Source organism: Micromonospora fiedleri, assembly GCF_016774385.1.
GTDB lineage: Bacteria > Actinomycetota > Actinomycetes > Mycobacteriales > Micromonosporaceae > Micromonospora > Micromonospora gifhornensis.
Window position 1 is genome coordinate 407,857 of the sequence record NZ_JAETXL010000004.1, and the last position, 19,734, is coordinate 427,590.

Sequence of the window (19,734 nt, forward strand, 5' to 3'; positions counted from 1 at the left end):
GCCCCTGCGGTCGTACCCTGCGGCAATGCTGTTGCGGATGTCCACCACGCTGCTCCGGACCCTGCGCGACGACCCGGCCGACGCGGAGGTGCCGAGTCATCGACTGCTGCTGCGCGCCGGCTACCTGCGGCGGGCCGCGCCGGGCGGCTACACCTGGCTGCCACTGGGCAAGCTGGTCCTGGACCGGGTCAGCGAGATCGTGCGGGCCGAGATGGCCGCGATCGGTGGCCAGGAGGTGCACTTCCCGGCGCTGCTGCCGGCCGAGCCGTACCGCACCAGCGGGCGGTGGACGGAGTACGGCGACGACATCTTCACCCTGGCCGACCGGCGTGGTGCCGAGCACCTGCTCGCGCCGACCCACGAGGAGATGGCCGCGTTGCTGGTGAAGGAGCTGTTCACCTCGTACCGGGATCTTCCGGTGACGCTGTTCCAGATCCAGACCAAGTTCCGCGACGAGGCCCGCCCCCGCGCCGGTCTGCTGCGTGGGCGCGAGTTCCTGATGAAGGACGCGTACTCCTTCGACCTGGACGACGAGGGTCTGCGCGCGGCGTACGGCCGGCACCGCGCGGCGTACCAAAAGATCTTCGACCGGCTCGGCCTGGACTACACCGTGGTGCACGCCGTGTCGGGGGCGATGGGCGGTTCCGCGTCGGAGGAGTTCCTGGCCACCGCACCGGTCGGGGAGGACACCTACGTCGGCTGCACCGACTGTGACCATGCGGCCAACACCGAGGCGGTCACCACGCCCGTGCCACCGGCCGGCGATCCGCAACGGCCACCGGCCGTCGAGGTGCACGACACCCCGGAGACGCCGACAATCGCCAGTCTGGTCGCTCTCGCCAACGAGCGGGCGCTCGCCGGTCGGACCGACTGGACAGCCGCCGACACCCTGAAGAACGTGGTGCTGACCGTACGACGCCCGGGCGTGGAGGAGACCGAACTGCTGGTCGTCGGGGTGCCCGGCGACCGGGAGGTGGACCTGAAGCGGCTGGCCGCCGCACTGTCACCGGCCACCGTGGAGATCTTCGACGGCTGGGACGCCCATCCGGAACTGGTCCGTGGCTACATCGGGCCGCAGGTGCTCGACAAGCTCGGCATCCGCTACCTGGTCGACCCCCGGATCGTGGCCGGGACGGCCTGGCTGACCGGCGCCAACGAGCCGGGCCGGCACGCCACCAACGTGGTCTGCGGTCGGGACTTCACCCCCGACGGCACGGTCGAGGCCGCCGAGGTGCGTCCCGGCGACCCCTGCCCGGCCTGTACGCAGGGCCGGCTGACGATGCGCCGGGGCATCGAGATCGGGCACATCTTCCAACTCGGCCGCCGCTACACGGACGCCTTCGCCGTCGACGTGCTCGGCCCGCAGGGCAAGCCGGTACGACTCACCATGGGCTGCTACGGCATCGGGGTGTCCCGGGCGGTGGCGGCCATCGCCGAACAACACCACGACGAGCGGGGACTGGTCTGGCCGTCGTCGGTCGCGCCGTGCGACGTACACCTGGTGGCCGCGGGCAAGGGCCCGCAGCTCGACGCGGCCGTGGACCTCGGCGCGCAACTGGCCGCGGCCGGCCTGCGGGTGCTCGTGGACGACCGGGTCGGCGTCTCGGCCGGGGTGAAGTTCACCGACGCCGAGCTGATCGGCATCCCGCGCACCGTCGTGGTCGGCCGCCGCCTCGCCGACGGGTACGTCGAACTGCGTGATCGGGCCACCGGCGAGCGCGTCGAGCTGACGCTGCCCGACCTGCTCGCCCAGCTGACGCCGACGCAACGGTGAGCCTCGCGCCGAATGGGGTGTAGTCGCCGGAGAACGGGGTACCGCATTCCGATCGGCCGAAACGTTGCATGGAGGCTCTCATGTCCGACTACCGCGTCGCCGACGTGATGACCCGACAGGTCATCTACCTGCCGGCGGAAACCACCCTCGACGAGGCCGCCCGGGTGATGAAGGAGGCCGACATCGGTGACGTCGTCGTCACCGAAGGCGCCACCCTCGCCGGTCTGCTCACCGACCGCGACATCGTGGTCCGGGCGGTCGCCGCCAACAGCGACCCCACCAATACGACGATCGGCTCGATCACCACCCGCGAGGTGGTGATGATCGAGCAGAACTGCTCGGCCGGTGACGCGGCGGCGCTGATGCGGGAACGGGGCGTACGCCGGGTGCTGGTCTGCGACGCCGAACGCAAGCTGGTCGGCATCGTCTCCCTCGGCGACCTGGCCGTGCAGTTCGACCCGCAGTCCGCCCTCGGGCAGATCAGCGAGCAAGCCCCCACGCTGTGAGGACGGCACGCCGGTAGCCTGGCGGGATGCCCGAGATGCCGAGCAAGCTGGCCGAGATCGTGGACGAGTTCGCCGCCGCCCCCCGGGACGTGGTGCTGGAGATGCTGCTGGAGTATTCCGACGCGGTGCCGCCGCTGCCCGCCGGTCAGGAGGGCCACGAGGGCATGGAGCAGGTGCCGGAGTGCCAGACGCCGTTCTTCCTGCGCGCCGAGGTGACGCCCGAGGGCACCGTACGCACCCTGTTCGACTGCCCGCCGGAGGCGCCGACCACTCGGGCGTTCGCCGGCATCCTCGCCGAAGGGCTGGCCGGGGCCAGCCCCGAGCAGGTGCTCGCCGTGCCGGACGACCTGTATCAGCGGATGGGCCTGGCGCAGGCGATCAGTCCGCTGCGGGTGCGCGGCGGCACCGCCATCCTGGGCCGACTCAAGCGGCAGGTACGGGAACAGATCGCCGGGTCGGCGAGTTGACGCCGGTTATGGAGATCGACATCTACGCCGACGTGGTCTGCCCCTGGTGCTGGATCGGCCGGCGGCGGCTCGACCTGGCCCTCGCCTCGTACGAGGGCAAGGTCACCGTCCGGCAGCGCCCCTTCCAACTCGACCCGACGCCGGTGACCGAGCCCCGGCCGCTGTTGACGGCGCTGGGCGAGAAGTTCGGCGGGCCGGGTCGCGTCGGTCCGATGGTCTCCCAGGTCACCGAGATCGGTGCGACCATCGGGCTGGATTTCCACTTCGAGCGGGCCATCGCGGCCAACACCTTCGACGCGCACCGGCTGATCGGCTGGGCCGACGAGCGGGGACGCGGCGCTGAGATGGTCGAGGCGCTGCACCGCGCCCACTTCACCGACGGGGTCGACATCGGTTCCGCGGAGGTGCTCGCCGCCGTCGCCGCCGAGGTCGGCCTGGACGGCGCCGAGGCCCGCCGGTTCCTCGACTCCGAGGCGGGAGTCGCCGAACTCACCGACGAACTGGCCGCCGCCCACCAGATCGGGGTGACAAGCGTGCCCACCTTCGTGTTCGCCGGGAAGTACGTGGTCTCCGGCGCCCAGGAGCCGGCCACGCTACTGGCGGCCCTGGCCGAGGTCGAGCGACGCGAGGCCGCCGATGGCTGAGTCGTCGGCGATGTTTCACGTGCAACAACATCGACGGTGATCAGCCGCTAGGCCGGCTTGGCCAGGTCCTCCACCACCCGCGCGTTCGGCAGGGCGGCCAACGCCGCCCCGGGCAGCGCGATCTTGCTGTGCCGTACGCCCGACCCGACGATGACGTACGGGGTGGCGACCACGCGCGCGTCGATCAGGATCGGCCACTGCGCCGGCAGCCCGATCGGGGTGATCCCGCCGTACTCCATGCCGGTCAACTCGACCGCGTCGGTCATCGGCGCGAAGCTGGCCTTGCGGACGTCCAGGGCGCGCCGGGCCACCCCGTTGACGTCGGCCCGGGTGGTGGCGAGCACCAGGCAGGCCGCGTAACGGATCACGCCCTCACGCTTGCCGGCGACCACCACGCAGTTCGCCGACTCGTCCAGCCCCACCTCGTACGCGGCACAGAACTCGGCGGTGTCGGCGAGGTCGGCGTCGATCGGTGCGACGAGCACCGAGTCGACCTCCACCGAGGCGTCGGTCGGCCAGGCGGCCAGCGCGGCGGCCACCGGCGCGGCCAGCAGGTCGGGGCGGGTACGGGCAGGCTCGGTCTTCAACGTTCCCATCACAGCTGAGATCGTCGCATCCGCCGCAGGTCACACCGCAGGCAGCCGACCGAATCACCCGGGTGGACCGTCAGCCGTTGTTGTTGAGGAAGCCGTGCTTCTCCAGCAGCGCGCGATCCCGGGCGGCGGCCATCTCCTCGGCCCGCTGGGCCTGCACGCGCCGCATCTCGACGTCCTCAAGGGCATGCCGGACGGCGAGCCGGATCACCCCGTACAGGAAGATGAACCCGCAGACGTACAGAATGCTGGTGGCGACGAACGTGAGCATGATTCGACCCTAGGGCGGGCGTACGGCGACACGTGTCGTCTCCGGCACCGTCCCTCATTCGGGTGAACGTCCGACTCATCGCACCAGGTCGACAACGATGATCGCGAAGAAGATCGCGATCACCGCCTCGCTGACGATCCACGAGTGGGTGTCCGCCCACCTCCTGATCCTGGGCAGCACCACCTCGGCCCGGCGCCCGAGCAGCAGCAGAGCCAGCAACGGCAGGGCCAGCAGGGTCAGGGTGAGCAGCACGAACGGCAGCAGATGCCACCACGCCTCGTCACGTCGCGCCGCAGCCGCCCCGACCGCGATCATCGTCAGACCGTCGGTCGGATTCGCCAGGAAGAGCAGCAGGCCGACCCGGAACGCGTACCCAGGGCTGGCGTGTTGGAGCCGACCCATCCAACTGGGCGGTCCATGGTGGCGAAGCAGGTAGACCACGATCGCCAGCACCACCAGCAGCCCGAGGACGAGCCAGTCGATGTTCCGCTCCACAGCGCCACGTTCACTGCCGGTCGCGAACCGGATCCGGAACAGCCGCAGCGCCGACCAGGCCAGGGTCGTACCGCCACCCACCACGATCGCCGCACCCGCCAGGTAGCCCAGCGACGCGGCCCGCGGCCGATCGGAGGAGGCGAAGAAGACCGCCGCCACCAACTGGGTGCCGGCGACCATGACCACCGCCAGCGGCAGCAGCGTCAGGAAAGCCATCGGCAGCCGATCACCGCCGGACACGACCGGCCCGCACTCATCCCGACCCTCCCCACGCCCCGCCGTCATCCGGCATTCCACCCACCGAACCGGCTCATGCCCACCCGAACGGGAAAACTTCCCCCACCCGGACGGGCATAACGGACGCCCCGGCGGGAAGCCAGGCCGCCGGGCACGACCGGTAGGAGGCGAGATGCGGTACGGCATAAGCAGCGGAAAGCTGACCAGGCACCCGATCCGTGCTACCCGTCGATGACGTCCCTCGGCGGTCTCGTCCGCCGCCTCCGACCACCGGTCGACGTGCCGCTGGTGAACGATGTCGCCCGCGACGCCGGCGCAGCCGTCACCCGGCTGGCCCGCACGATCGGGCTCAGCAGCCGCCGGGTCTGGTCCCGGCCGGGACGCCACCACATCGAGGTGCACGGCGTCTGCCAGGACGGCGGTGACGTCCTCGCCCGCCAGGTCGAGACGGCGCTGCAACGGATGCCCGGCGTGCAATGGGCCCGCGTCAACGCCCCCTCCGGCCGGGTCATCGTCGCCGTCGACACACCCGGGCCGAAGGTCCGCGAACTCATCGCCACCATCGCCCGCACCGAACGAACCTGCCCGCACGAACCCGACCCGGACATTCCCCCGCCGCAACCACCCGAGGAAGGGCCACGAACCGCCCGTACGCTCGGCGCGCTCGCCTCCGACGCCCTCGGCCTGACCATCTCCGCGGCCACCCGCATCCTGCCCATCACGCCGATCCCCGCCGAGGTCGCCGGCCTGCTCGGCGCCGTCGACCTGCACCCCAGGCTGCACGCCCTCGCCGGGCTCGGCATCCGCAGCGACCCCCGCGCCGACCTGCTGTTCCCGCTCGCCGAGGCGGTCGTGCAGGGCCTCGCCGGTGGCTGGACGGGCATCGTCCTCGACGGGGCGCAGCGGATCGTGCAGTGGGGCGAAGGGCTGGCCCAGCTGCGCGCCTGGGAGAAGGCGGAACCTCGACTCACCGGGGAACCAGAACGCGCCGTCGCCCGTACGCCCGACGGTGAGCGGCCCTGCCCGAAGCCGGACAGCACCGTCGACCGGTACAAGAACCGGATGCTCGGCGGCGGGGTGGCGGCCTTCGCCGCGGCAGCACCGGTGATCGGCCCGAAACGCGCCGCCGCGCTGGGCCTGTCCGCGCTGCCGAAGGCTCCCGGCAGCGGCCGGGAAGGGTACGGCGCCCAGCTCGGCTGGATCCTCGCCAAGCGCGGCGTCATCGCCATGGACCGCAGCGTGCTCCGCGAACTCGACCGGATCGACACCCTCGTGCTGGACACCCGGGTGCTCGGCACCGACCGGGGCGTACTGGCCGACCTGGCCCCGCTGCCCGGCGCCGACACCTCCCAGGTGGCCGCGCGGGCCTTCGCCCTCTTCGATCCGGACGCGCCGGGCGAGCTACGCCGACTCGACGGCTGGCAACTCGGCCCCCTCGACCAACTCGACGTACGCGACCCCGGCGACACCGACGACAGCCGCCGGCTGCGCGAACGTGGCGGAAACCTGCTCGGCCTCGCCCAGGGCGACACCCTGGCCGCCGTGCTCCGGGTCGATCCGGAACCCGCACCGGGCGTCGACAGCCTGCCGGCCGTCGCCCGGCAGGCCGGCCTGCGGATCATCGTGGCCGGCGGCGACGCCCAACGACACACCTTCGCCGACGCCCTGCTGCCCGGCGACGACCAACTGGCCACCTCGATCCGCGTACTGCAACGCGAAGGCGCCATGGTGATGCTCGTCTCCGGCGACCGGGCCGCACTCGCCGCCGCGGACTGCGGCCTGGGCGTCGCCGACCCGGAGGCGCTGCCACCGTGGGGTGCCCACCTGCTCATCGGCACCGACCTGCGGATCGCCGCACTGATCATCGAGGCGGCCGGGGTGGCTCGCCGGATGACCGTGCAGAACATGCGCGTCGGGCTGGCCGGTACCGGTCTCGGCGCACTGAGCGCACTCACCGCCGACCGTGCCGTGCTGCCCGTCCGTACCCTCGCCGCGGTCAACGGCGCGGCGGCGCTGGCCTTCGGTCACGGCGTGTGGCGGGCCACCCGGCTGTCCGAACACGCCGAAACGCCCGCCCCGGCCATCACCGCCTGGCACCTGATGCCGGTGCCGACCGTCCTGCAACAACTCGGCAGCAGCCCCGACGGGCTGACCGACACCGAGGCCGAACGCCGCCAGGCCAGCGGCCCCGGCGAGGCGGGCGGCCGCGGCGGGCTGCTCCGCGCCTTCGCCGACGAACTGGTCAACCCGCTCACCCCGATCCTGGTCACCGGGGCGGCGCTCTCCGCCAGCTTCGGTTCCCTGGTCGACGCGGCCCTGGTCGGTGGAGTCGTCGGCGGCTCCGCGCTGGTCGGTGCCGTACACCAGCGCAACACCGAGAAGGCCCTGTCCCAACTGCTGTCCCGCTCAGCGGTGACCGCCCGGGTCCGCCGATCCGGCACCGAACGGATGGTGCCCGCCGACGACCTCGTACCCGGTGACGTGATCGTGCTCGAATCCGGCGACGCCGTGCCGGCCGACTGCCGGGTGCTGGACTCCGTCGGCCTGGAAGCCGACGAATCGTCCCTGACCGGCGAGTCGCTACCGGTCAGCAAGAACGACCAGCCGGTGGTCGCCGCAGCCGTCGCCGAACGGCGATCGATGCTCTACGAGGGCACCACGATCGCCGCCGGACAGGGCACCGCCGTGGTGGTGGCCACCGGCGCCGACACCGAAGCCGGCCGCAGCCTCGCCCTGGCCCGCCAGGCACCACCGGCCAGCGGGGTCGAAGCCCGGCTGGGCAACCTGACCCGTGCCGCGATCCCCCTGGCCGCCGGTTCGGCGGTGGCGGTGGTCGGTGCCGGGCTGCTGCGCGGCGTACCCCTGGGTCAGACCGCCGCGACCGCCGCGAACCTGGCCGTGGCCTCGGTGCCCGAAGGACTTCCGTTCCTGGTCAGCGCGGCCCAGCTGGCCGCCGCACGACGCCTCGCCGGGCACGGCGCGCTGGTCCGCAACCCGCGCACCATCGAGGCGCTGGGTCGGGTCGACGTGCTCTGCTTCGACAAGACCGGCACCCTGACCGAGGGACATCTGCTGCTCGCCGGTGTCGGCGACGCGGACGGGTACGCCTCGACGGAACAACTCGACGACCGGCTGCGACAGGCCCTCGCGGCGGCGCTACGCGCCACCCCCACCGCTGACGACCCGGAAGAGTTGTCCATGCAGACCGACCGTGCGGTGCTGCGCGGCGCACGCGCCGCCGGGGTGCACGAGCAGGACGCGGCTCCGGGCTGGCGGGCAGCGGGCGGCCTGCCCTTCGAACCCTCCCGCGGCTACCACGCCAGCGTCGGCGAAACCCAGGGCCGGATGCTGCTGAGCGTCAAGGGCGCACCCGAGAAGGTGCTGCCCCGATGCGCCGCCCGCCGCACCGGCGGCCACGACCAGCCGCTCGACGACGCCGGCCGCGCCGACCTGCACCGGCAGCTCGGCGAACGCGCCGGCGCGGGACACCGCGTCCTCGCCATCGCCGAACGCTTCGTCGACGACCCCGACATCACCGACGACGACGTGGCCGACCTGACCTTCACCGGCTTCCTCACCATCGCCGACGGAGTACGGGACAGCGCCGCACCGGCCGTCCACCGGATCCGGCAGGCCGGCGTCCACACCATCATGATCACCGGTGACCATCCGGCGACCGCCGAGGCGATCGCCGCCACCATCAGCCACGGCGAAGCCCAGCGCGTCGTCACCGCCACCGAACTCGACGAACTCGACGACGACGCCCTCGCCGACCGGCTCGCCGCGACCGACGTGGTGGCCCGCTGCACCCCGACCCACAAGGTCCGGATCATCCAGGCCCTGCAGAAACGCGGGCGGACCGTGGCGATGACCGGCGACGGCGCCAACGACGCACCCGCCATCCGCCTCGCCGACGTGGGCATCGCCCTCGGCCAACGCGGCACCCCCGCCGCCCGGGCCGCCGCCGACCTGGTCGTCACCGACGACCGCCTGGAAACGATCATCGCCACCCTGGTCGAAGGCCGCGCGATGTGGTCCTCGGTACGCCACGCGCTGAGCATCCTGGTCGGCGGCAACCTCGGCGAGATCGCCTTCAGCGTGCTGACCGCCGCCGCCACCGGCCAGGCCGCCCTCAACGGCCGCCAACTGCTCCTGGTCAACCTGCTCACCGACATGGCCCCCGCGATGGCCATCGCCGTCCGCCCACCCGCCGCCGACCACGCCGACGGCATGCTGCGCGAAGGGCCGGACCGCTCGCTCGGCCAGACCATGACCAAGGAGATCGGCCTCCGCGCGGCCGCCACCACGCTGGGCGCGACCGCCGGTTGGACGTTGGCCCGCTACACCGGCCGCCGCCGACGCGCCGGCACCGTCGCCCTGGTCTCCCTGGTCGGTACGCAGCTCGGGCAGACCGTACTGGCCGGCGGCACCAGCCCGACCGTGCTCGCCTCCACCGCCGTGTCGTTCGGCGTACTGGCCGCGGTGGTGCAGACGCCCGGGGTGAGCCAGTTCTTCGGGTGCACCCCGCTCGGCCCGGTCGGCTGGACCATCGCCACCGGCTCCGCCCTCGGTGCCACCCTCGCCAACGGCGCCATGACCAGACTGGTGGCCCGGCTACCCCCACTCGACCGCCCGAACGCCGACCACACTGACCACGGTGACCACCAGTCGCCGGAATCGCCGTCCTGAGGTCGGTTCAGGCCGTGACAGCACCGGCCCTGGTTCAGGCCGTGACAGCACCGGCCCTGGTTCAGGCGGTGATGTCACGGCCAGCCGACGATCAGACGCAGCGACCCGTTGAAGGTCGGCTGGGCGCGCAGGTGCCCGTGCCGCGCGTCCCAGGCACCCGAGTCGAGGTCGTCCCGGAGCCGCTCGACGGCCCGGGCGATCGCCGCCTCGTCGACGAAACCCCACGCCGACTGAGCGGCCCGGACCGCCGGATCGAGCAGCCGTTCCGGGCGGGCGTAGTAGGCCTCGGTGAAACCGTCCACACAGTCGACCGGAATCGGCACCTCGATGACACTCACCTCGGTGCCGATGACCTCCGCGATGGTGCTGATCGCCGGATAGCGGCGGCACTCCACGGCGATCAACTCCGGGGCGTACTCGGCCAGCCAGAAGCGATCGAGTGCGGCACCGTCGAAGGTGAGCACCACCACCGGTCCCCGCGCGACCCGACGCAGCTCCGCCAGCCCTCGGGCGGTGTCCGCCCACTGGTGCACAGTCACGGTCGCCATCACCGCGTCGAACGCGTCGTCGTCGAACGGAATGGACTCGGCAGCCGCGTCCAACGCCGGTACCGCCGTCGCCGGCCGCTGGCCACGCATCCGCGCCGACGGTTCGAGCGCCACCACGTATCTGTCGGTGGGCTCGTAGGAACCCGCCCCCGCACCCACATTGAGAACGGTCCGAGCGTCGCCCAACGCCGTGTGGATCAGCGCCGCGATCCGCGGATCCGGGCGCCGCTGCGAGGCGTACCCCTTGCCTTTTGTCTCGTAGTCGAAGTCACCGACCGGTGTGCCAATCATGCGGGCACGCTAAACCCGCACCTCGGGGTACGGGTCAAGTCGACGCTGCGGCCTTGACCCGTACCCCAGGGTTCGGGTTTAGCATCGGGGACGTGCGGGTGGGTGAGCTGGCACGTCGGACCGGAACGACCATTCGAGCCCTGCGGTACTACGAGTCAGTCGGGCTGGTCGTACCCCGCCGCCTCGGCAACGGCTACCGCGAGTACGACCCCATCGCGGTCCGCCTGGTCGCCCAGATCCGGGAACTGATGGCGCTCGGCCTCAGCGTCGAGGAGACCCGCCCCTTCGTCGAATCCATCGCCGCCGGCGCCGACGACACCGACGTCTGCGCCGCCGCGCTGGCCACCTATCGCGGCACCGTCACCGCCCTGCAGCAACGCATCGGCAAACTGACCGCGCAACGCGACGCCCTCAACGCCCGCCTCGACGCCGCAGCCACCCGCGTCGCACCCGGCCAGGCACCCGCCAGCACCAGCCCATCCGACCTGATCGGCAAACCCCTACCCGCACTGGCCATCTACGCCACCGACGGCCGACCGGTCGACCTCGCCGCACTCGGCCCCGGACGCACCATCATCTTCGTCTACCCGCTCACCGGCCGCCCCGGCGTCGACCTGCCGAACAGCCTCCTGGAGGTGGCCGGCGCACTGCGCGACACCGAGCAACCAACCTGGTTCCGCGACCACCACGCCGAACTGCGCACCGCCGGCGCCGACCGCGTCTACGGCCTGTCCGCACAATCCACCGGCTACCAGCGCGAACTCGTACACCGGCTGAGACTGCCGTACCCACTGATCCCGGACCCGCGCCGCACCCTGGCCGCCGCCCTCGGCCTACCCACCTTCACCGCCGGTGACATGACACTGTACGAACGACTCACCCTGGTCATCGCCGACGACGTGATCGAGCACGTCTTCCACCCGATCCACTACCCGGCGTCACACACCCTGGACGTCATGCGCTGGCTCACCAAGAAGCGCCTACCGGACCCAAGGCATCGTTCGTGAACAAAACTACGCGGCGTCGCAGGGTTCAAACGCGGGTTCAGGCGGATTGAGCCGGGCTGCGGCTACCGCTTTCGCGCTTCTCAGGCCGCTGGTCGCCCTAGTCTGACCCCATGGAGGACGTGCGACGGTACGCCGCCGAGTTTCTCGGCACGCTACTGCTGGTCTTCGTCGGGGTGGGCAGTGCGGTCGCCGCCCGCGTCGACGGTGGGGTCGTCGTCGTGGCCCTCGCCTTCGGCTTCGTGATGCTGGCGCTGGTCTACACGATCGGCCCGCTCTCCGGCAGTCACGTCAATCCGGCGGTCACGCTGGGCGTACTCCTATCCGGCAAGATCTCGCCCGGCGGTGCGGTCGCGTACTGGATCGCCCAGTTCGCCGGTGCCACTGTCGCCAGCGCCGTGATCTGGGGCCTGGTGCGTTGGGGAGACGTGGCGGACCAGACCGGCGTGCTGGGAAGCAACGGGTACGGCAAGCACATCAACGGAGTCGGCGCGGCGGTGCTGGAGACTATCCTGACGTTCCTGTTCGTCCTGGTGGTGCTTGTGGTGACGAGTCGAGCGGAGCACGCAGCGTTCGCCGGGCTGGCGATCGGCCTGACGCTCGCCGCGGCACACCTGGTGGCCGTGACGCTGACCGGCACCTCGGTGAACCCGGCCCGGTCGTTCGGCCCGGCCCTGTTCGAGGGCGGCACAGCGCTGCGGCAACTCTGGCTGTTCATCGTCTTCCCGCTGCTCGGTGGGGCGCTGGCCGCGCTGGTCGCGCCCCTGATCGTCAAGCGCAACCCGCGCTACCGCGGCGAACCGGAGGAGCCTGCGAGCAAGCCGCCGCGCCGACCTCAGAGCGGACCCGAACCGGCCTGACGGAAGCCGACGGCGGAAGAAGCGGCCGTTACCGGGATGCGGCCCGCTTAACGGTCATCAGCTCAAGCACCTCGTCGCTGAGTCCGTGGATCGCGATGTCGTCACGGTGACTCTCCCACCGTTCGCGGTCGAGCACCAGGTTGATCTGCTCCTGGCGGGCACCATCGAAAGCCCGGATTGTGGTGCCGTTGGACTCATAGCCAAGCGACCACGAGACTCCCAGCGACGGCGCGTTGGTGGACCAGGCGGCGGACTCGGCGCGATCCGCTCCCAGCCCGGCGAACGCAAGGTGCAGGATGGCGCCCCGCATCTCCTTGCCGTAACCACGCCGCTGGAACCGCCGCGCGATCCATGACCCCGTCGAGACGGTCTTGGTGATCCCGAAATCCTGCGCGCCGATCTCCTGCACCCCGACGCACACGCCATCGACCTTCACAGCCATCACCAGGTTCCATCTGCTCGGCCGCCAGTCCGCCAGGGACGCCCAGTAGTACCGCAGGAACGACCACTCGGCCTGGGGAGACGGGTCCCGACTCCCATCCCGCTACGGGCGAACGCGCCAGAAAGCGGTTCTGCGGATCGTAGACACCCGCCGCCGCAAGGATCGCCAGTTCGGCAAGCTCGTCCTCACCCGGTACAGCCAACTCAAGCACCGACGTCGTCACCCGCATACGGCGCACGGGCCAGATCTCGGCCAATGTCATCCGAGCATCATGCCCTGTCCTGCCGCCTACCGTCGCCCGAAGGTGTTCGCGGATCTCCTCGTCGGGCAACTCCGCACACCTACGGCCACGTCCTGCCAGTGCGGGCTCGTCAGGCTGCCTCAGCCATCGACCGGTCCTTGGTGAGGGGGACGGCGTGACCGCTTGGCTGTACGAATGGCTGTACTCAGGACTGAGATCAACCGGTGGAAGTGCTGGTAGAGCGGAGGTACCACCATGCGAACCACACCGTCACGATCGCAGGCGATCCGCTGACCCTGAACCTGCCCACCTCACGGACCTCGGGCCGTGCGCAATGATTCCGACATCACCCACCGAACCGCCGGCCAGCCGCCATGGCCTAGACCTCGTTGATCTCCCTGGTCAGCGAACAGACAGCCCGGATTACGCCAGGAGCTAGAGCCGTAGAACATTTAGTTCTACACTCGTGTCCATGGAACGCATCGGTGTCCGGGAGTTAAACCAGAACACGAGCCAGGTGTTGGCTCGGGTGAGTGGCGGGGAGACCGTCGAGATCACCGATCGTGGACACCCGATCGCCCGACTTGTTCCGGTGGGCGACGACAGGTCGATTCTGGCCAAGCTGGTAGCGACAGGGCGGGCCGTCGCCCCCACCGGCGGGGGCTCTGTTCCACTTCCACCGAAGCTCGGTGACGAGAGTGTGGACGTGGCCGCCTCGCTCGCTGCGATGCGTGACGAGGAGCGCTGGTGATCTATCTCGATTCCGCCGCCGTCGTCAAGCTGGTGCGGCAGGAAGCATGCAGCGCCGACCTTGTCTCCTGGCTCAACAAGCACGACGACGTGCCGCTGGTCTCCTCCGCGCTCGTCGAGGTGGAAGTGCCCAGAGCGCTGCGCCGATCAGCTCCGCAGGCGTTGATCGGAGTGCCGGCTGCCGTCGGACGGCTGTTCCGACTGGAGATCGACAGCACGATCCGTGCAACCGCAGCCGCGTTCGCCGAGCCGACGCTCCGCAGCCTCGACGCCATCCACCTGGCCACCGCCCAGGTACTGACCAACGAGTCCGGCACGGCACTCACCGCCTTCGTCACCTACGACCGGCGGCTGCTCGATTGCGCCAAGGAAGCAGGACTACCCGTAGCGAGCCCCGGCCAGAACTGACCCGCGAATCCACCACCCTGTACGAAGTCCGGCCGCCGCTTGACGCCCGGCCACGACGACGGCCGTGGCCTGCGTTTTGCGGCCTTGCACCCCTCCGTTTGGGTATCCGTTTCGAGTGGAGCCCAGGGGACTCGAACCCCTAACCCCTGCCTTGCAAAGGCAGTGCTCTGCCAGTTGAGCTAGGGCCCCGTGGCGGACCGTGCCGCCGGGTGGTCGGAGCTACGCGATCAGCGCAGATCCGGCGAGGTGGTCGCCTCGTGCCAGAGCGCGCGCTCGTCGTTGGCTTCCTTCATCTTCTTGGCCACCACCGCGGCCACACCGACGACACCGACCAGGATCAGCAGCTTCTTGAACATCGGGGCTACCCCTCACGCTCGACGTGGCCGTCGGACCATGTGCGGTGGGGCTAGCTGGAATCGAACCAGCGACCTCAGAGTTATCAGCTCTGCGCTCTAACCGACTGAGCTATAGCCCCGCGTAGCGACGAGCAACATTAACCCATCCGCCCACGCCGCCCCAAATCGGGGGTCGGCCTGGACCCTGCTCAACGCCGTCGCCCCTGAACCTACCCGAGAGCAGGCGACCAGCCCACCGAGATACCCGTGCCGACGGGTCCGGGTCCGGCGTCAACGGGGTGATCGACTCCGTTACGCCGAAACGGTGGCTTCCCAGCACTGCGTACCCCGCTGTTTCGCCGAAACGGTGGCCGGCGGCCCCACATCGGCGCCTGGCGCGGCTGAAGACGAGCCAGCCGGGCCGACCCAAGGGTCGACCCGGCTGAGACGTTCAAAGGGGCTGTCAGTCGCGCTCGGCGAGAGTCAGCTCGATGCCACCCACCAGGTCGGCGCAGACGTTGTAGACGAACGCACCGAGGGTGGCGAGGGCGGTGAACAGCACGACGTTCACCGCACCGATCAGCATCGAGGTGAAGATCACGCCCGTCGCGGTGATCTGGAAGCCGCTGGTGCCCTGACCGCCACCGGCGTTGACCAGGTCACTCAGGCTGTCGTTGACGCTGGTGAAGACGCCCATCGCGTCCAACGCCAGATACAGCACCGACGTCGCGACCACGATCACGATGAACAGCACCACGGACACGGCGAACGCGAACTTCATCACGGACCACGGGTCGATCCGCTTGAGGTTCAGCCGGGCCCGGCGCGGTCCGCGCGAGGCGGCCGAGCTCACCGAGGTACGCGCAGCGCGTACCGCCTCACCCACGCGCGCCGCGCCCACGGCGGCCGTGCCGACCCCCGGGGGAAGCCCGCCACCGTTCGCCGGACGACCGGTGTTCAGCGGCCGGGCCCCATCCGGCTTCGGCGCCAACCCGGTCACCCGCGGTTGGGTACCGGTCGTGCCCGTACCGGCTGTCGGCAGCACACCTGTGGTGCCCGACGTGGACTGGCCCGCCCGGGTGGCGATCGGCTGGGTGACCGACGGCTTGCCGGCAGCGGCGGCCGCACCGGCGGCCTCACCGCCGGCCTTCTCCTCCGCGGCCTCCCCGGCCTGGTCTTCGCCGGGCTTCTCAGGCGGCGGGGCCATACCGGGAGCCCGGGTGAACTTCGGGGCAGGCGCGTCGGCGGGGACCGTGGCCCGGCCTACGGCCGCGCGGCCGGTCGTTGGCGTGCCGTTCTGCGCGGCTTCCTCGTCGACCGGTTTGGCCGAGGGTCCCGTGTTCCCCGACTTCGCCTGTGTCTCCGTCATTCAACTAGTCCTGTTCGTCAGGCTCGTCGGCATTGCGAGCAATCGCCACGATAGTCACGCCATCCGGAAGGTCCATCAGCTTGACCCCCATTGTGTTCCGGTCACGCGTACGGCGTACAGGCTTCACCGGAGTCCGGATGACGCCACCGTTGCTGGTGATGGCGAACAGCTCGTCGTCCGGGTCGATCACCACAGCACCGACCAGACCACCGCGCCGCTCGGTGATCTTCGCAGTCAGCACACCCTTACCTCCCCGGCCCTGCACCGGGTATTCCTCGATCGGGGTACGTTTCGCGTATCCACCGTTCGTGGCCACCAGAACGTCCAGGCCCTCCCGGACGACCTCCATGGCCAACAACTCATCATCATCGCTGAACCGCATGCCGATCACACCCGAGGTGGCCCGACCCATCGGCCGCAACGCCTCATCGGTCGCGTTGAACCGGATCGCCTGAGCGTTCTTCGACACCAACAGCAGATCATCGGTGGGACCGACAAGCGCAGCACCGACCAGCTCGTCCTCATCGCGCAGGTTGATCGCGATGATGCCGCCGGACCGGTTGGAGTCGAACTCCTCAAGCCGCGTCTTCTTCACCAGGCCGTTCTTCGTCGCCAGGACCAGATAGGGAGCCACCTGGTAGTTCGGAATCTCGATGATCTGCGCGATCTGCTCGTCCGGTTGGAAGGCGAGCAGGTTCGCCACGTGCTGACCCTTCGCCACCCTACTGGCCTCAGGAAGCTCGTACGCCTTGGCCCGGTAGACGCGCCCCTTGTTGGTGAAGAACAGGATCCAGTCGTGCGTCGAGCAGACGAAGAAGTGGCTGACGATGTCGTCCTGCCGCAGCGTCGCACCGCTCACACCCTTGCCGCCACGCCGCTGCGAGCGGTACAGGTCGACCTTCGTCCGCTTGGCGTACCCGGTCCGGGTGATCGTGACGACCACGTCCTCGCGGGCGATGAGGTCCTCCATCGAGACCTCGCCGTCGAACGGAATGATCTTCGTACGCCGGTCGTCGCCCCACTTCGCGACGATCTCGCCCAACTCCTCCGAGACGATCCGCCGCTGCCGCTCCGGCTTGGCCAGGATGTCCTTCAGGTCGGCGATCTCCAGCTCCAGCTTGGCCAGATCGTCGAGAATCCGCTGCCGCTCCAACGCCGCCAGCCGGCGCAGCTGCATGTCCAGGATCGCGGTCGCCTGGATCTCGTCGATCTCCAGCAGCCGGATCAGACCCTGCCGCGCGTCCTCCACCGTCGGCGAACGCCGGATCAACGCGATCACCTCGTCCAGGGCGTCCAGCGCCTTGGACAGACCGCGCAGGATGTGCGCCCGCTCCTCCGCCTTACGCAGCCGGAACGCCGTCCGCCGCCGGATCACCTCGATCTGGTGCTCGACGTAGTAGCGGATGAACTGCGCCAGGTTCAACGTGCGCGGCACCCCGTCGACAAGCGCCAGCATGTTCGCGCCGAAGGTCTCCTGGAGCTGGGTGTGCTTGTAGAGGTTGTTCAGCACCACCTTCGCGACCGCGTCGCGCTTGAGCACGAGCACGATCCGCATACCCGTACGCCCGGAGGACTCGTCCCGGATGTCGGCGATGCCGGCGAGCTTGCCCTCCTTGATCAGCTCGGCGATCCGCTCGGCCAGGTTGTCCGGGTTCACCTGGTACGGCAGCTCGCTGACCACCAGCGCCGGGCGCCCGCGCTTGTCCTCCTCGACCTCGACCACCGCGCGCATCCGGATCGAACCACGACCGGTCCGGTACGCGTCCTGGATGCCCGACTGGCCGACGATCAGACCGTGGGTGGGGAAGTCCGGGCCCTTGACGATCTCCAGCAGCGCTTCGAGCGTGGTGGCCTCGTCCGCCTCCGGGTGCTCCAGGCACCACTGCACCGCCGCGCCGATCTCCCGCAGGTTGTGCGGCGGGATCTTGGTGGCCATGCCGACCGCGATGCCCTCGGAACCGTTGATCAGCAGGTTCGGAATCCGCGACGGCAGGATGGTGGGCTCCTTGGCCCGGCCGTCGTAGTTGTCCTGCAGGTCGACGGTGTCCTCGTCGATGTCCCGCAGCATCTCCATCGCCAGCGGGTCGAGCTTGCATTCGGTGTTGTGGCTGACGAACCCGTCGGAGACGAACGAGTGGTCGTCGGTGTCCACCCGGATGCTGTAGACCGCCTGCACGCCCGCGTCGGCGACCTCGGCCACCTCGGCGTAGTAGAAGCGCCCGTCGACCAACGGCTCGACCACGTCGAGCACCTCGGTGTTGGTAATCCGGGCGGCGATCTCGTCGCGGTCCCGCTCCCAGCGCTCGATCCGGTCCACGTTGTGCCGGCGCAGCCAGTCCCGCTCGGTCCAGCGGCTGGCGCCGTGCTCGCGGATGAAGTCACCGACCAGCGGCACGTGGTCGCTGGAGAGCGCCGTGCTGCTGGCCGGCACCGAGGCCAGCTCCGGCTCCAGCTTGGCCTGCTTGCGACCGAGGAAGCCGACGTGGGCGGCGAAGATCCGGGCGTCGCGGCGGTTGGTCACCACGACCTTGATCTCACCGTTGTCGTACCGGCACTGCCGGCTGACGACGCCGAACTCCAGCAGCAGCTGCTGCACCTCGCGGGCGAGCCGCTCGCTGCGGGTGGAGTACGAGATCTGCATGGTGTTGCGGGGCAGCAGCGAGGAGGAGCCGTCCCCCTCGAAGAGGGCCTGGAGGAAGGCCCGCTTGACCGCGGCCGGTCCCTGCCAGACGAACTCCGGCACGAACTTGTCCGCGCTGCGCGCACCGACCATCTCACCGAGGATGCTGACCCGCAGCGCGGACAGATCCTGGATGTCGAGCTCGTGCAGGACGCTCCCGGAGGCGATGACCCGCTCGGCGACGTACCGAGGACCGCCGACGGCGAGGTCGTAGGCCGCCAGGACGCGGATGAAGAACTCGCGGTCGACGTTGTTGAAGCCGGCTCGGTTCTCGGAGACCCAACCCTCGCTGACGAAGGCGCCCGCGAGGACGGCCGCCTCGACGTGCTCCAGCATCGGGTAGCCGATCTCGTCGGGCACGCTGCGCTGCAGAACCACCCGGTCGCCCGGGGAGATCTCGGCGAGCAGCTTCCAGAGCAGGGTCGGCACGCCGGCCACGTCCACCAGGCAGAGCACCGGGTGGTTGTGGGTGCCGGTCAGCTCGTACCCCTCGCGGGTGCGCAGCCGAAGCGTCGGGTGCTCGCCGGAGTGGAAGAACTTCGACGCCCGGACCAGGTCGCCGTTGCGGTCGCGGACCTTGAGGTCGATGTCGGTCTCGCTGCTCGACGCCGCGCCCGGCACCACGTCCCCGATCCGCACGCTGCCACCAGCGGTACGAATACGGACATCTGCGGTCAGACAGTAACGCATGGCGGCAGCCGGATCGTTTCCGGGCGAACCGAAGTTGCCGTTGCCGTCGACCAGTGGGTAGCGCAGTGACCAGGGCTGGGCCATCCGGACCAGGGCGTCGTAGATGGCCGAGTCGCCGTGCGGGTGGAACTGGCCCATCACGTCGCCGACGACCCGGGAGCACTTCACGTAGCCGCGGTCGGGCCGGTAGCCCGAGTCGAACATGGCGTAGAGGATCTTGCGGTGGACCGGCTTGAGCCCGTCCCGGACGTCCGGCAGTGCCCGCCCGACGATCACGCTCATCGCGTAGTCGAGGTAGGAGCGCTGCATCTCCACCTCGAGCCCGACCGGCTCGATGCGGTCGTGCGAGACGACGGCGGCCAGCGCCTCGGGGACCTCGGGCTCGTTGGGTGTGGACTCGGGGGAATCGGTCACTGTTTACCCTTATCAGACTCAGAGTC

Annotated in this window: 15 protein-coding genes, 2 tRNA genes and 2 pseudogenes; 9 read left to right on the forward strand and 10 right to left on the reverse strand. The window is 70.2% G+C overall.

Features of this window, described 5'->3' with window-relative positions; genetic code table 11:
- The first annotated feature begins 25 nt into the window (after positions 1-25).
- From JMF97_RS12875 to JMF97_RS12890, 4 genes are all read left to right on the forward strand, one after another.
- A complete protein-coding gene (locus tag JMF97_RS12875) occupies positions 26-1,774 on the forward strand; it encodes a proline--tRNA ligase (RefSeq protein ID WP_203221781.1) in 1,749 nt (582 codons plus the stop codon).
- Between the two features lie 80 nt (positions 1,775-1,854).
- Positions 1,855-2,280, forward strand: a complete 426-nt coding sequence (locus tag JMF97_RS12880; RefSeq protein WP_203221782.1) for a CBS domain-containing protein — start codon at positions 1,855-1,857, stop codon at positions 2,278-2,280.
- Positions 2,281-2,306: 26 nt separating this feature from the next.
- Positions 2,307-2,747, forward strand: a complete 441-nt coding sequence (locus JMF97_RS12885; RefSeq protein ID WP_203221783.1) for a SufE family protein — start codon at positions 2,307-2,309, stop codon at positions 2,745-2,747.
- An 8-nt stretch (positions 2,748-2,755) separates the two neighbouring features.
- Positions 2,756-3,391: a DsbA family oxidoreductase gene (locus tag JMF97_RS12890; RefSeq protein ID WP_203221784.1), complete on the forward strand. Its 636-nt coding sequence runs from the start codon at positions 2,756-2,758 to the stop codon at positions 3,389-3,391.
- Positions 3,392-3,438: 47 nt separating this feature from the next.
- Here the strand turns inward: JMF97_RS12890 and JMF97_RS12895 are convergent, their stop codons facing one another.
- The 3 genes from JMF97_RS12895 to JMF97_RS12905 all read right to left on the reverse strand — a co-directional run bounded on the left by JMF97_RS12895 (position 3,439) and on the right by JMF97_RS12905 (position 4,966).
- Positions 3,439-3,987 (reverse strand): YbaK/EbsC family protein, encoded by a 549-nt coding sequence (locus JMF97_RS12895; protein WP_102660180.1) that lies wholly within the window; start codon positions 3,985-3,987, stop codon positions 3,439-3,441.
- A 70-nt stretch (positions 3,988-4,057) separates the two neighbouring features.
- Entirely contained in the window at positions 4,058-4,255 is a 198-nt protein-coding gene (locus JMF97_RS12900) for a hypothetical protein (protein ID WP_203221785.1), read from the reverse strand.
- A 75-nt stretch (positions 4,256-4,330) separates the two neighbouring features.
- Complete coding sequence (locus JMF97_RS12905) at positions 4,331-4,966, reverse strand: GAP family protein (RefSeq protein ID WP_238359249.1); 636 nt, start codon at positions 4,964-4,966, stop codon at positions 4,331-4,333.
- A gap of 252 nt (positions 4,967-5,218) precedes the next feature.
- Here JMF97_RS12905 and JMF97_RS12910 point away from each other — a divergent pair.
- Positions 5,219-9,788: pseudogene (locus JMF97_RS12910) on the forward strand (HAD-IC family P-type ATPase).
- On the opposite strand, the gene JMF97_RS12915 reads toward JMF97_RS12910, so the two are convergent.
- Positions 9,751-10,515, reverse strand: coding sequence for a class I SAM-dependent methyltransferase (locus tag JMF97_RS12915; RefSeq protein ID WP_203221787.1), 765 nt, complete (start codon positions 10,513-10,515; stop codon positions 9,751-9,753). The pseudogene JMF97_RS12910 and the gene JMF97_RS12915 sit on opposite strands and share 38 nt — an antisense overlap.
- Before the next feature lie 92 nt (positions 10,516-10,607).
- On the opposite strand from JMF97_RS12915, the gene JMF97_RS12920 reads away from it, so the two are divergent.
- Positions 10,608-11,522: a MerR family transcriptional regulator gene (locus tag JMF97_RS12920; protein ID WP_307816890.1), complete on the forward strand. Its 915-nt coding sequence runs from the start codon at positions 10,608-10,610 to the stop codon at positions 11,520-11,522.
- A 110-nt stretch (positions 11,523-11,632) separates the two neighbouring features.
- The gene (locus tag JMF97_RS12925; RefSeq protein WP_203221788.1) at positions 11,633-12,379 is read left to right on the forward strand and encodes an MIP/aquaporin family protein; all 747 of its coding nucleotides are present in this window, start codon (positions 11,633-11,635) and stop codon (positions 12,377-12,379) included.
- Between the two features lie 28 nt (positions 12,380-12,407).
- On the opposite strand, the pseudogene JMF97_RS12930 reads toward JMF97_RS12925, so the two are convergent.
- Positions 12,408-12,896 (reverse strand): annotated as a pseudogene (locus tag JMF97_RS12930) (GNAT family N-acetyltransferase); the annotation flags it as partial.
- A 638-nt stretch (positions 12,897-13,534) separates the two neighbouring features.
- On the opposite strand from JMF97_RS12930, the gene JMF97_RS12935 reads away from it, so the two are divergent.
- On the forward strand, positions 13,535-13,813 hold the full coding sequence (locus tag JMF97_RS12935; RefSeq protein WP_203221789.1) for a type II toxin-antitoxin system Phd/YefM family antitoxin: 279 nt from the start codon (positions 13,535-13,537) through the stop codon (positions 13,811-13,813).
- Positions 13,810-14,220, forward strand: a complete 411-nt coding sequence (locus JMF97_RS12940) for a type II toxin-antitoxin system VapC family toxin (RefSeq protein WP_119578710.1) — start codon at positions 13,810-13,812, stop codon at positions 14,218-14,220. Before JMF97_RS12935 ends, JMF97_RS12940 begins: the two co-directional genes overlap by 4 nt.
- 116 nt (positions 14,221-14,336) lie before the next feature.
- On the opposite strand, the gene JMF97_RS12945 is transcribed toward JMF97_RS12940, so the two are convergent.
- The 5 genes from JMF97_RS12945 to gyrA all read right to left on the reverse strand — a co-directional run bounded on the left by JMF97_RS12945 (position 14,337) and on the right by gyrA (position 19,708).
- Positions 14,337-14,409: transfer RNA gene (locus tag JMF97_RS12945), tRNA-Ala, on the reverse strand.
- Between the two features lie 38 nt (positions 14,410-14,447).
- Positions 14,448-14,576, reverse strand: a complete 129-nt coding sequence (locus tag JMF97_RS31300; RefSeq protein WP_013730703.1) for a DLW-39 family protein — start codon at positions 14,574-14,576, stop codon at positions 14,448-14,450.
- 45 nt (positions 14,577-14,621) lie between these two features.
- Positions 14,622-14,695: transfer RNA gene (locus tag JMF97_RS12950), tRNA-Ile, on the reverse strand.
- A gap of 323 nt (positions 14,696-15,018) precedes the next feature.
- A complete protein-coding gene (locus JMF97_RS12955; RefSeq protein WP_203221790.1) occupies positions 15,019-15,924 on the reverse strand; it encodes a DUF3566 domain-containing protein in 906 nt (301 codons plus the stop codon).
- Between the two features lie 4 nt (positions 15,925-15,928).
- On the reverse strand, positions 15,929-19,708 hold the full coding sequence (gyrA, locus tag JMF97_RS12960) for an intein-containing DNA gyrase subunit A (protein WP_203221791.1): 3,780 nt from the start codon (positions 19,706-19,708) through the stop codon (positions 15,929-15,931).
- Between the last annotated feature and the right edge of the window lie 26 nt (positions 19,709-19,734).